11 protein-coding genes are annotated in these 11,429 nt (G+C 56.6%); 5 read left to right on the forward strand and 6 right to left on the reverse strand.

Going from position 1 to position 11,429, the window contains the following annotated elements:
• Positions 1 to 30: 30 nt before the first annotated feature.
• The gene (locus OSH04_RS04095) at positions 31 to 672 is read left to right on the forward strand and encodes an OmpW/AlkL family protein (protein ID WP_009456629.1); all 642 of its coding nucleotides are present in this window, start codon (positions 31 to 33) and stop codon (positions 670 to 672) included.
• Here the strand turns inward: OSH04_RS04095 and OSH04_RS04100 are convergent.
• The 4 genes from OSH04_RS04100 to OSH04_RS04115 form a co-directional block, all read right to left on the reverse strand.
• Complete coding sequence (locus OSH04_RS04100; RefSeq protein ID WP_026483121.1) at positions 669 to 1,451, reverse strand: ABC transporter ATP-binding protein; 783 nt, start codon at positions 1,449 to 1,451, stop codon at positions 669 to 671. The two genes, OSH04_RS04095 and OSH04_RS04100, sit on opposite strands and share 4 nt — an antisense overlap.
• Positions 1,448 to 3,280, reverse strand: a complete 1,833-nt coding sequence (locus OSH04_RS04105; RefSeq protein WP_052159445.1) for a branched-chain amino acid ABC transporter ATP-binding protein/permease — start codon at positions 3,278 to 3,280, stop codon at positions 1,448 to 1,450. The genes OSH04_RS04100 and OSH04_RS04105 overlap by 4 nt, the downstream gene beginning before the upstream one ends.
• A 5-nt stretch (positions 3,281 to 3,285) precedes the next feature.
• A complete protein-coding gene (locus tag OSH04_RS04110) occupies positions 3,286 to 4,323 on the reverse strand; it encodes a branched-chain amino acid ABC transporter permease (RefSeq protein ID WP_035272757.1) in 1,038 nt (345 codons plus the stop codon).
• Positions 4,324 to 4,461: 138 nt separating this feature from the next.
• Positions 4,462 to 5,631 (reverse strand): ABC transporter substrate-binding protein, encoded by a 1,170-nt coding sequence (locus OSH04_RS04115; RefSeq protein WP_009456635.1) that lies wholly within the window; start codon positions 5,629 to 5,631, stop codon positions 4,462 to 4,464.
• Positions 5,632 to 5,970: 339 nt separating this feature from the next.
• Here OSH04_RS04115 and msrB point away from each other — a divergent pair, with 339 nt between their 5' ends.
• Genes msrB through OSH04_RS04135 form a run of 4 tightly spaced genes read left to right on the forward strand, consistent with a single transcriptional unit; the run spans position 5,971 to position 7,985 of the window.
• A complete protein-coding gene (gene msrB, locus OSH04_RS04120) occupies positions 5,971 to 6,366 on the forward strand; it encodes a peptide-methionine (R)-S-oxide reductase MsrB (RefSeq protein WP_009456637.1) in 396 nt (131 codons plus the stop codon).
• Positions 6,363 to 6,929: a septation protein A gene (locus OSH04_RS04125; RefSeq protein ID WP_266107980.1), complete on the forward strand. Its 567-nt coding sequence runs from the start codon at positions 6,363 to 6,365 to the stop codon at positions 6,927 to 6,929. Before msrB ends, OSH04_RS04125 begins: the two co-directional genes overlap by 4 nt.
• A 7-nt stretch (positions 6,930 to 6,936) precedes the next feature.
• The gene (locus OSH04_RS04130) at positions 6,937 to 7,200 is read left to right on the forward strand and encodes a BolA family protein (RefSeq protein WP_088450531.1); all 264 of its coding nucleotides are present in this window, start codon (positions 6,937 to 6,939) and stop codon (positions 7,198 to 7,200) included.
• An 8-nt stretch (positions 7,201 to 7,208) separates the two neighbouring features.
• Positions 7,209 to 7,985, forward strand: coding sequence for a peptidylprolyl isomerase (locus OSH04_RS04135; protein WP_026483124.1), 777 nt, complete (start codon positions 7,209 to 7,211; stop codon positions 7,983 to 7,985).
• Positions 7,986 to 8,286: 301 nt separating this feature from the next.
• On the opposite strand, the gene ligA is transcribed toward OSH04_RS04135, so the two are convergent.
• Both ligA and OSH04_RS04145 read right to left on the reverse strand, forming a co-directional pair.
• Complete coding sequence (gene ligA / locus OSH04_RS04140; RefSeq protein WP_266107981.1) at positions 8,287 to 10,374, reverse strand: NAD-dependent DNA ligase LigA; 2,088 nt, start codon at positions 10,372 to 10,374, stop codon at positions 8,287 to 8,289.
• Entirely contained in the window at positions 10,371 to 11,393 is a 1,023-nt protein-coding gene (locus tag OSH04_RS04145) for a cell division protein ZipA C-terminal FtsZ-binding domain-containing protein (protein ID WP_035272478.1), read from the reverse strand. Before OSH04_RS04145 ends, ligA begins: the two co-directional genes overlap by 4 nt.
• Positions 11,394 to 11,429 lie beyond the last annotated feature (36 nt).

The raw sequence follows: 11,429 nt of genomic DNA on the forward strand, positions 1-11,429 counted from the left end.
GTAGGCTTTACACACACCTACGGAGCTCCTATGAAATCCCGCCACTTGATTCCAGGTCTGCACCTGTCCTTGCTTGCTGTTGGACTGGCCGCTGTTTTGTACGCGCCTCAAGGCCAAACACACGAAGCGGGTGATTTCTTGCTCAAAGGTGGCGTGACCTGGGTATCCCCAAAATCCAATAACGGCTCTGTGGCTGATGGCACCGTCAAGCTGGACGTAGGCAATAATGCCCGCCCCAGCTTCTCGCTGACTTACATGGCCACCCGCAATATTGGTATTGAGCTGCTGGGCGCTTTCCCCTTCCAGCACAATATCGACAGCAATCTGGGTCGTATCGGCAAGACCAAGCACTTGCCCCCAACCCTGAGCCTGCAATACCACTTCCTGCCTGACAGCGACTTCCAGCCCTATGTGGGCGTGGGCGTGAACTACACCATGTTCTTTGACACCGAGTCGCGCGGTGCTCTGGCGGGTTCCGACCTGAAGCTGAAAAACAGCTGGGGGTTTGCAGCCCAGGTCGGTGTGGATTACAAGCTGGACAAGAACTGGTTCCTGAATGCTGACGTGCGTTACATCAGCATCCGCCCAGACGTGAAGCTGAACGGCCAGTCCATTGGCAAAGCCAAGCTGGACCCCGTGGTTGCCACCATCGGGGTCGGCTACCGCTTCTAAGCTGTCGCCTCTTCCTGCTCGCGTTTGCCCTGCCCCAAGCCCAGATAGCTTTCTATCACTCGGGGATTATGAGCCAGGTCAGACGCGGGCCCTTGCAGCACCACATCGCCCGTCTCCAGAACATAACCGTAGTCAGCCACTTGCAAAGCGGCACGAGCGTTTTGCTCGACCAGCAAGATAGCCACACCGGTACTGCGCAGTCGGGCGATGATCATGAAGATCTCCCGCACCACACGCGGCGCCAGGCCCAGACTGGGTTCATCCAGCATCAGCACTTTGGGTTGCGCCATCAAGGCACGACCTACGGCCAGCATCTGCCGCTCCCCGCCTGACAAAGTCCCTGCCAGCTGTGTACGACGCTCTTTCAAGCGTGGAAACAAGGTGTAGACCTTGTCCATGGTGTCGCGCCAACCGGGATGGCGGGCACGATACAGGCGAAAACCGCCCAGCAGCAGATTGTCTTCTACTGTCATGCTGCCAAACAGCTCGCGGCGTTCTGGCACCAGGGAAATACCGGCCGCAACGCGACGCTCCACTTCCCAATGGCTGATCTCCTGCCCTTCGTACTGCACCGAGCCTGTGCTGCGGCCCACGCTGGGCAAAGAACCCATCATGGAATTGAGCAAAGTGGACTTACCGGCGCCGTTGGCACCAATCACGGTCACAATGCTGCCGGCACGCACGTCCAGGCTGGCACCCATCACGGCACTGACTTTGCCGTATTGAGCCGCCAGATTGTCTACCTTCAGAATAATGTCTTTCGATTGTGCCGAACTCATAGCGCTGCTCCTGCCGAGGCGGGCTCATTGACCTGATCCAGATCCAGGTCGTCATCAATACCACCCAGGTAGGCTTCCAGCACGGCTGGATTTTCCTGAATTTCCTTGGGCAAACCTTCGGCCAGCTTGGTGCCAAAGTCCATGACAACCAGCTTGTCCGTCAAATTCATGACAAAGTCCATGTCATGCTCCACCAGCAGAATGCTCATGCCTTCGCTACGCAGCTGATCCAGCACTTTGGCCAGTTCCTGCTTTTCCTTGTAGCGCAAGCCGGCAGCCGGTTCGTCCAGCAGCAAAAGCAGCGGATCAGAAGCCAGAGCACGGGCAATTTCCAGAATACGCTGTTGGCCCAGGGCCAGATTGCCCGCCTCTTCGTACAGATAGTCACCCAGACCCACACGCTGCAGCTGAACAGCCGCTTCGTGCAACAGCTCGGCTTCGCTGCGACGCTCGGTATGCAGGACGGCGGACACCACACCGACATTCCGACGCAAGTGAGCGCCCAGTGCCACGTTCTCCAACACAGTCATAGTTGGCAGCAACTGCACGTGCTGGAAGGTACGGCCCACGCCCAGACGAGAAATCTCGCGTGCAGGTTTGCCATCAATCCGCTGCCCCAGAAAGCTGACCTGACCACTGGTGGCCGACAGCACGCCGGTAATCAGGTTAAAGGTCGTGCTCTTGCCCGCACCGTTAGGACCGATCAGGCCCATGATCTGACCTGCATTCAAGGTGAAGCTGATGTCATTCACAGCCACCAGACCACCGAACTCCTTGCGAATCTTGTTCACTTCCAGAACCAGCGAACCGGCCTGCGGACGCTCACGTTGAGGCAAAGCCTCGGCTTGTGGGGGAGCAGCCTGATGACGCTTCTGTGCACCGAAAACCTGTTCCCAGGCCTTGTGCAGAATGGGCCACAAACCGTCGCGCGCGTACTGCAAAATCAGAACCATCAAGATACCGAAAACGATCAGCTCGAAGTTGATGTCGGTATTGAGCAGCTTGGGCAACCAGTTCTGCAACTGGTCTTTCAGGCTCAGCACCAGGGCCGAACCCAGAACGGCACCCCAGACACTGCCTGCTCCGCCCAACACGGCCATGAACAGGTATTCAATACCGTAGTTCAAACCGAAGGGGCTGGGCGAGACGGCGCGCTGGTAGTGCGCGTAGAGCCAACCGGACACACAAGCCAGCAAAGCGGCGTAAACGAACACGATGACCTTGTAATTGGCCATGTTCACACCAAAGGACTCGGCCATGCCGCTGCCATGCTTCAGAGCGCGAATAGCACGTCCGGGACGGGAGTTCAGCAAGTTACGCGTACCCCACATGGCCAGCAAGGCAAAGGCCCAGATCAGGTAGTAAATATCCCGACCGGAGGACAGGGAAATACCGAAGAACTCCAAAGGAGCAATACCGGAAATACCATCGTACTGCCCCAGGAACTCCAGGTTACCGAACAGGTAGTACAAGGCCAGGCCCCAGGCCAAGGTACACAGGGGCAGGAAGTGACCGGACAAGCGCAGTGTGATCGCGCCCAGAATGTAGGCCACCATCATGGTAATGGCCATGCCAATCAGCAGATTGAACCAGGGCGACCAGCCCAGGCGAGCCGTCAGGTACGCCGTAGTGTATGCACCCAGGCCCACAAATGCAGCCTGACCAAAAGAAGTCAGACCACCCACGCCAGTCAACAACACCAGACCCAGCACAACCAAGCTGGTCAAACCAATATAGTTAAGCTGGGTAATCCAGAATTCGGGCGTTGCGCCCAGCTGCGGCAAAACCAATAGAACCGCAATAAATAGTAGCGTCAGCCAGTGTCTCATGTGATTTACTCCTCATCATCCACGTGCTTGCTACCGAAGGAGCGCCACAACAACACCGGTATCACCATGGTAAATACAATAACTTCTTTGTAGGCACTGGCCCAGAAAGAGGAAAACGCTTCCAGAACCCCCAGGAACAAGGCACCCAAGAGGGTGACGGGGTAGCTGATCAGGCCGCCAAAGATTGCAGCCACAAAGCCTTTAAGACCAATCAAAAAGCCCGTGTCGTAGTAGATGGTCGTTACAGGCGCAATCAGCATGCCTGACAAGGCACCGATGGCCGCAGCCAGAGTGAAGGTCAGGGATCCGGACATATTGGTACTGATACCCACCAGACGGGCACCACGACGGTTCACCGCCGTTGCACGCAGGGCGCGACCGTAAAGGGTCTTACCAAAAAAGCCCCACAAGGCCAGAATCAGGACCACGCAAGCGCCCATCACAAAGAAGGTTTGAGCGGACCAGCTCACTGCCCCCAGGGACACCTCACCTTCCATGAAGGGAGGCGTGCGCCAGCCTTCCGGACCGAAGAACACCAGGCCCAGACCCGTCAGCGCGAAGTGCACGGCGACCGAGGTAATCAGCAGCACCAGCACACTGGCTTCGGCGATAGGCTGGTATACCAGGCGGTAGACCATAGGGCCCAGAGGAATCACCACCGCCAGCGAGAACAGCACGGCCACCCACAATGGCAGCTCCGAGCTGACAATGGCGGGAGCGGCAAAGTAAACCGCGACGGGGATCACGATATTGACCAGAAACTTGCGGGGCATGCCGGCCAGGCTGCGGCTGCGCAAGGCAGAGAGCAACTCCAGCAAGAACACCAGCGCACCAGCGATCAATAGCAAAATAACGGTTCCCGGCATGCGGCCATTGACCACAAAGGCCAGGGTCAAGGCGCCAAAGGTGACGAACTCACCTTGCGGGATAAAGATAACGCGGGTAACCAGGAAAACCAGAACCAGGGCGAGCCCGAGCAAGGCATAGATGGCGCCATTCAATATGCCATCCTGCAACAAAATTAAAGCGATGGTGGTATCCATGTCGGACAACATCCTGTACAACAAAAAGGGCAAAGGGCTTACGGCAAACGCAGGCCTGTAGCGGGAACGGGTGCCAGGATCAGCCAGCACCCGCCTTGGAAAAAACCGGCTCTTGAGCCGGTTTTTGCCTGTCAGATATTACAGATCAGGCTGATACGTCCATTTACCGTCGACCACTTTCACAATCACGTGGGCACGCTTGTCCAGACCGGCGTGGTCCGTTGCAGACATATTGAACACACCTTGGGAAGCAGCCAGTTCCTTGGTTTGCTCCAGAGCATCACGCAGGGCTGCGCGGAACTCGGGGGTACCTGGCTTGGCGCCGGACTTCAGGGCTTCCGGAATGGCTTCGGTCACGAGCAGACCGGCATCCCACATGTGACCACCAAAGGTATTGATGGAACCAGCGCCGTATTTGGCTTCGTATTTTTCCTTGTAGTCCATGGCGGTCTTTTTCACCGAGCTGCTGTCAGGCAGTTGTTCGGCAACCAGCAATGGACCGGCTGGCAAGATCATGTCGTTACAGTCTTTGCCACACACACGCAGCACGTCGCTGTTGGCGGCACCGTGTGTCTGGTAAATGATGCCAGCGTAGCCACGGCCTTTCAGCTCGCGCTGAGGCAAGGCAACAGGGGTACCGGAACCGGCGATCAGAACGGCATCAGGCTTGGTGCCCAGCAGCTTCAGAACCTGACCGGTCACGCTGGTGTCGTTACGGCCATAGCGCTCGGCGCCCAGCACTTTGATGCCTTTGGCTTGAGCGGCTTCGGTAATCACGTTCAGCCAGCCGTCACCGTAGGCGTCGTTGTAGCCGATAAAGCCCAGGGTTTTGACGTTCTGCTTGACCATGGCATCGGCCAGAGCACCGGCCATCAACTGGTCATTCTGAGGGGTCTTGAACACCCAGGTACGGGCGCCTTCCACAGGATCAACAATCTTGGCGTTGGCGGCCACACTGATCATGGGAGTCTTGGTTTCGCCGGCAACGTCCACCATGGCCAGGGAACCAGGGGTCACGGAAGTACCGATCACCACGTCCACTTTGTCATCGGTGATCAGCTTGCGCATATTGCGTACGGCTACGGTGGTATCGGTTGCATCGTCCAGAACGATGTACTCGATTTTCTGGCCGGCCACTTCAGTAGGCAGCAGGCTGACTGTATTGCGCTCAGGAATGCCCAGCGAGGCCGCCGGTCCTGTCGCTGCCACCGTCACACCCACCTTGATCTGCGCGGACACGGCCACGGGCAGGCTCAAGGCCAGGGCTGCAGCCAATGTCGTCAGGCGACCAGTAGTAATGCAGTTCATCCTTTTCTCCCAAATTTTGTTCATTGTTGTGGACCGATTCAACGGTCAAAAAATCGTAATACAGATAATCACCAGCACATACCAGAAACGTATCAAGTCACGAGAATTTCAGATATTGGTGTTTACCTTAAATATTAAAAGTTTAAATAGTGCACTAACTAAAGTGATAGCTCACTAATTAAGTGCCCTGTGCCGCGATTTTCTTCACTGGAGAGCCCACTGGAGGTCAGGAAGATCTGCACTTTGGAACCCTCTGTTCCAAACGCACTCTAATTGTCGATTACTATGTAGGACTGCACCTCCTGTAGGCATTGAACTGTTTTTCATAAGGCAGCACACGTGGAAAAAGTACGTAAAACAGACGCTGAGTGGCGCGCCCAGCTCAGCCCCGAAGAATTCTATGTCACCCGTCAGAAAGGGACGGAGCGCCCCTTTACCGGTCGCTACTGGGACACCACCACGCCCGGCATCTACCGCTGCGTCGGTTGCGGCACGCCCCTGTTTGCCTCGGACACGAAGTTTGATGCCGGTTGCGGCTGGCCCAGCTACTTCACGCCCCTGAACCCGGACAATGTGCGCGAGGAGCTGGATACCAGTCACGGCATGCGCCGTACCGAAGTGCTTTGCAATGTCTGCGATGCTCATTTGGGGCACGTCTTTGAAGACGGTCCCCCACCCACTGGGCTACGATATTGCATTAACTCTCTATCCATGACTTTTGAACCCGAAGCATGAAGAAGCTCTTATTTGATCTATTCCCGCTCGTACTGTTCTTTCTGGCGTTTCGCTTCTCCGACATTTATGTCGCCACCGGCGTGGCCATGGCCGCCTCGGTCCTGCAGATACTGTGGCTGAAGCTCACCCGCAAGGCGATCGAGACCTCGCACTGGATCAATCTGGCCGTCATTGTGGTCTTTGGCGGTGCCACCCTGTTTTTCCACAATGATGTCTTCATCCGCTGGAAACCCACGGTGCTGTACTGGATCTTTGCTCTGGTACTGCTGGGCGGACGTTACCTGATGCATCGCAATCTGATGCAAAAATTCATGGGCACCCATCTGGTCTTGCCCGGCCATGTCTGGGACAAATTAAACCTGGTCTGGGCAAGCTTTTTTGTCGCCATGGGCCTGGTCAATCTGTACGTTGCCTTCTCGGGCCACTTTACCGAATCCCAATGGGTCAACTTCAAGGCCTTCGGCCTGCTGGGTTTGATGCTGGTGTTTGTCGTTGCCCAATCCTTGTGGCTGGGCCGCTACCTGCAAGACTCTTCCGACAACTCCACTCCCCCAAAATCTTGATTTCGCCATGACAGACGCACTTGCTTCCCTGATTCACGAACGGCTCCAGACACTGGAACCGTCGGAGCTGGACATCATCAATGAGTCCCATCTGCACGCTGGCCACGCCGGTGCACAAGGTGGTGCAAGCCACTTTCGGGTGATCATCGCCTCGAAACAATTTGATGGAATTTCAACACTGGCACGACACAGACTTGTGTATGATCGCGTCCACGATCTAATGCCTTTCCCGATTCACGCATTGGCTATTCAAGCCAAAACCACCGCTTAAGGATGCTCATGAAACGTATTGCCGCATTTGCCCTGACCTGCGCTATGGCTGCTCCCGTCTATGCACAGACGATTGCCACCGTAAACGGCAAAAACCTCACGCAAAAAGACCTGGATCAGTTCGTCGCCGTTCTGGTCGAGCAAGGCGCCAAGGACTCGCCCGAGCTGCGTGAGCAAGTCAAACAGGAAATGGTCAACCGTCTGGCTGTGGTGCAAGCCGCTGAAAAAGCCGGTATCGACAAGACCAACCAGGTTCAGCAAGAGCTGGAACTGGCCCGCCAGAGCATTCTGGTCCGTGCCCTGATGGCTGACTACCTGAAAAAGAACCCCGTCACCGACGCCGACCTGACCAAGGAATACAACACCATCAAGGCGATGGAAGAAGGTCAGCAGGAATACAAGGTGCGCCACATTCTGGTCAAGGACGAAGCTGCCGCCAAAGATTTGCTGGCCAAGATCAAGTCCAAGAAAATCAGCTTTGCTGATGCCGCCAAGAAAGACTCCATCGACACCGGCAGCGGCCAGCAAGGCGGCGATCTGGGCTGGGCTCCTAGCTCCACCTACGTGCCCGAGTTCGCTCAGGCTGTAGAGAAGATGAAAAAAGGCGAGCTGAGCGCTGCACCTGTGCAGTCGCAGTTTGGCTGGCACATCATCCAGGTGGACGATGCTCGCCCTGTGACCTTCCCCGCCATGGCCGAAGTGAAGCCTCAGCTGGAAGAAATGATGCGTCAGCGCAAGCTGGCTGAGTACCAGCAGAAAATCCTGAAAGAAGCCAACATCAAGTAATGGCTTTGACAGCCGCTTTGTTTTCCCGATAAAGCAGCTGGCAGGAAAAACAAATATGGCGCCTCAATGGCGCCATATTTGTTTGTTGTGCAGGTCGTTCATGCGGTAATTAAAAGCCCAGATCACTGCTGAACCACCACCAGGACTATTCAACGCGCATTAAAACAAAAGGCAGAGCGTGCTTAGCGCACTGCCTAAAAGTCGAAAAATAGCTACCAGAGCAAATATCCTGCTGACTCATAGACTCTTGGCAAAAAAGCTAAGCCTGCAAGGTGGCAGAACTTCACTTCTTCCCCCTGCGCTATTCACCCGCCAGTAAAGCCAGGAACTGGGCTTCGTCCAGAATAGTCACGCCCAACTCCTGCGCCTTGGTGAGCTTGGAACCCGCCTCTGCACCTGCCAGCACATAGGCCGTCTTTTTGGAGACCGAGCCACTGGCCTTGCCCCCTGCTTCCAATACACGACGTGTAGCTTCGTCCCGGCTCATGCTGGGTAGCGTACCCGTAATGACCACCGTTTTGCCCGCCAGCGGCAGATTAGCGCTATTGGCGCGGGCTTGCGCCTGTTGAGGTATGACCCCAGCCGCCAGCAGCGCATCCAGGGCCTCACGATTATGCGGCTCCTGGAAAAAGTGCCGCACGGAAGCCGCTACAACCGGGCCCACCTCATTGACTTGCAGCAGCGCTTCTTCATCAGCCTGCTCCAATGCCTGCAAGGAGCCAAAATGCTGTGCCAGATCGCGCGCCGTGGTCTCACCCACATGGCGAATGCCCAAGGCGTAAATCAAGCGATTCAAAGCCGGCTCGCGCACCTTATCAATCGCCTCGATCAGATTCTCGGCCGATTTGCGTCCCATACGCTCCAGTAGCACCAACTTTTCGACTTGCAGCTTGAAGATATCGGCCAAGGTATGCACCAGCCCGGTTTCCACCAACTGATCCACCAGCTTTTCACCCAAGCCTTCAATATCCAGCGCTTTACGGCTGGCGGCGTGAATCAGGGTTTGCTTGCGCTGGGCAGGACAAATCAGACCACCAGTACAACGCCAGGCAGACTCTCCTTCCAGACGCTCCAGTGCCGACTGACAAGCTGGACACTCCTTGACCATCTCGAAAGGCACGCTGCTCTCGGGACGCTGCTCCAACACCACAGCAACCACTTCAGGGATCACATCACCGGCACGGCGTACCACGACGGTATCGCCCGCTCGCACATCTTTACGACGCACTTCGTCTTCGTTATGCAGCGTGGCATTAGTGACTGTGACACCGCCCACAAACACCGGCTTCAAACGCGCGACGGGTGTGACAACCCCGGTACGGCCCACTTGAAACTCGATACTCTCCACACGCGTCATTTCTTCTTGCGCGGGGAATTTATGAGCAACGGCAAAGCGCGGCGCACGGGCCACATAGCCCAGAACACGCTGCGCAGCCAAAGAGTTGACCTTGTAGACCACACCGTCAATTTCAAAGGGCAAACCGGGACGACGTTGCTGGGTTTCACCATAGAAATCCAGCAGGCCCTGCACGCCCTTCACGACTTTACGGTCGCGGCTCAACGGCATACCCAGGCTTTCCAGCCAGTCCATCATGCCCGATTGGGTATCACGAGGCAGTGCCTCACCAGCGGGTTCCGCAAACAAGGCACTTTGTGGCTGATTCGCGGCAGGCATGGGGCTGACTTCACCCCAACCATAGGCGAAAAAGCGCAAAGGCCGTTTAGCAGTTATTTTCGGGTCCAGCTGACGCAAGCTGCCTGCGGCCGCATTGCGCGGATTCACAAATACTTTCTCGCCACGCTTGGTCTGGTTCTCGTTCAGGCGCTCAAAGTCCGCCCGGTTCATCAGAACCTCGCCTCGCACTTCCAGCACGGCGGGCAATTGTGCCGCCTCGCCACGCAAGCGCAGAGGAATGGACTTGATGGTGCGAATATTGCTGGTGACGTCCTCGCCCGTGGTGCCATCACCGCGAGTCGATGCCTGTACCAACAGGCCTTGCTCATAGCGCAAGCTGATCGCCAGACCGTCAAACTTGTATTCGGCCAGATAATCTACCCGACGATCCAGTCCCACCACACCTGCCTCGACCAGGGTATCGGCGACACGCTTGTCAAAGGCCTGAACTTCTTCAGCATCAAAGGCATTACCCAAGGACAGCATGGGGACAGCGTGCTGAACCGTATCAAAACCATCCAGAGGCGCTGCACCCACACGCTGTGTGGGCGAGTCCGGAGTAATCCATTCCGGGTGCTCGGCTTCCAGCGCCAGCAGCTCGTTCATCAATGCGTCGTATTGCGCGTCCGAAATGCTGGGCGCATCCTGAACGTAATAGGCCCAGTTATGCTGGGCCAGTTCTTCATGTAACTGCTGTACTCGCTTCAAGCTCACGAAAAAATCCTGCCTGTACGTTCCTGGCCTGCTGTAAAGCCAGCCTGCTCCAGGCGTTCGTACAGATTACTTAGTTGTTCATCAATGTTTTGGTCGGTGCTCTCGGGCAAGGGGCGACCTTGATCATCCAGCACCACGCCGTCCAGACGGCTGGCCAGATCACGGGCCACCGTTGCCATGCGGCTGAAGGCATGATCGTCCGCCGGACTGTTGGGCAAATCCAGCAGCAAGTCGATACGCTCAATGCTGGCCGACTGAATATCTTTGGGCTGAGCACCATCGAACATGGCGGTGAAACGGGGCTGTCCCGAATCTGCCAACCAGGCCAGTTGCTGGCCAAAGGGCAGAAAGCCGGCATCCTTGACCATTTGAATCACGGACGAGGCAGGCATGGGGCCAGGCAAGCGCACCGACACGCCCACCAGGGCATCCAGATCAGCGCAGGTATTATCCAGGGCAGCCGCACGACGCAGCACATCATCCTGTTCCGGACCTTCTACCGAACCATCAAACTGCTGTGCCAGCGCTTGCGCAGCCATCCAGACCTGCGACCACTCGATCGCCGACAAGGGGCCACTACGGTTGGCCAGCAAAACGGCAATCTGCATGCTGGCGTAGGACTCGCCCGAACGCAGGCGAGCACGATGACCGCCCCCTTCGCATTCCGCGAAATAACGCACAGGCTTGGCACCGGTACGCGATACCGATTGCAAGGCCTGAGCCAGATCCTGAGCATCCACGGGCTGGCTGAAACTGATATCGATAACGGCCTCGGTCGTGCAGTCGGCCTCGGCCGCATCGTGCTCACCGTCAGCAGACGCAGAATCGCCGCCACGCGTCATGCTGGGCTCGCGGCGCTCCAGCTCGGTGAGCTGGCTCATCAAGGGATCGGTATCCCCATCCGGGAATTGGCTTTGCATCTGCTGGCGCACTCGGCGGTCTTGCCACCAGTTAAAGACCACCACGAGCAAGATGAGCAAAATGCCCAATAAAATCAGTGCGATTTGCAAATCACTCATTGTCAGTTCCGTCGAATCAACACTAGCGGATTAAAA

It is taken from the genome of Alcaligenes nematophilus, from assembly GCF_026344155.1.
Classification (GTDB): Bacteria; Pseudomonadota; Gammaproteobacteria; order Burkholderiales; family Burkholderiaceae_B; genus Alcaligenes; species Alcaligenes phenolicus.

What these genes read in the sequence shown, in the direction of transcription:
- OSH04_RS04110 (WP_035272757.1), bottom strand. Translation starts at nt 4,323, where the DNA reads ATGGATACCACCATCGCTTTAATTTTGTTGCAGGATGGCATATTGAAT.
- OSH04_RS04145 (WP_035272478.1), bottom strand. Translation starts at nt 11,393, where the DNA reads ATGAGTGATTTGCAAATCGCACTGATTTTATTGGGCATTTTGCTCATC.
- OSH04_RS04130 (WP_088450531.1), top strand. Translation starts at nt 6,937, where the DNA reads ATGACAGACGCACTTGCTTCCCTGATTCACGAACGGCTCCAGACACTG.
- OSH04_RS04125 (WP_266107980.1), top strand. Translation starts at nt 6,363, where the DNA reads ATGAAGAAGCTCTTATTTGATCTATTCCCGCTCGTACTGTTCTTTCTG.
- OSH04_RS04105 (WP_052159445.1), bottom strand. Translation starts at nt 3,280, where the DNA reads ATGAGACACTGGCTGACGCTACTATTTATTGCGGTTCTATTGGTTTTG.
- OSH04_RS04100 (WP_026483121.1), bottom strand. Translation starts at nt 1,451, where the DNA reads ATGAGTTCGGCACAATCGAAAGACATTATTCTGAAGGTAGACAATCTG.
- OSH04_RS04135 (WP_026483124.1), top strand. Translation starts at nt 7,209, where the DNA reads ATGAAACGTATTGCCGCATTTGCCCTGACCTGCGCTATGGCTGCTCCC.
- OSH04_RS04095 (WP_009456629.1), top strand. Translation starts at nt 31, where the DNA reads ATGAAATCCCGCCACTTGATTCCAGGTCTGCACCTGTCCTTGCTTGCT.
- OSH04_RS04115 (WP_009456635.1), bottom strand. Translation starts at nt 5,631, where the DNA reads ATGAACTGCATTACTACTGGTCGCCTGACGACATTGGCTGCAGCCCTG.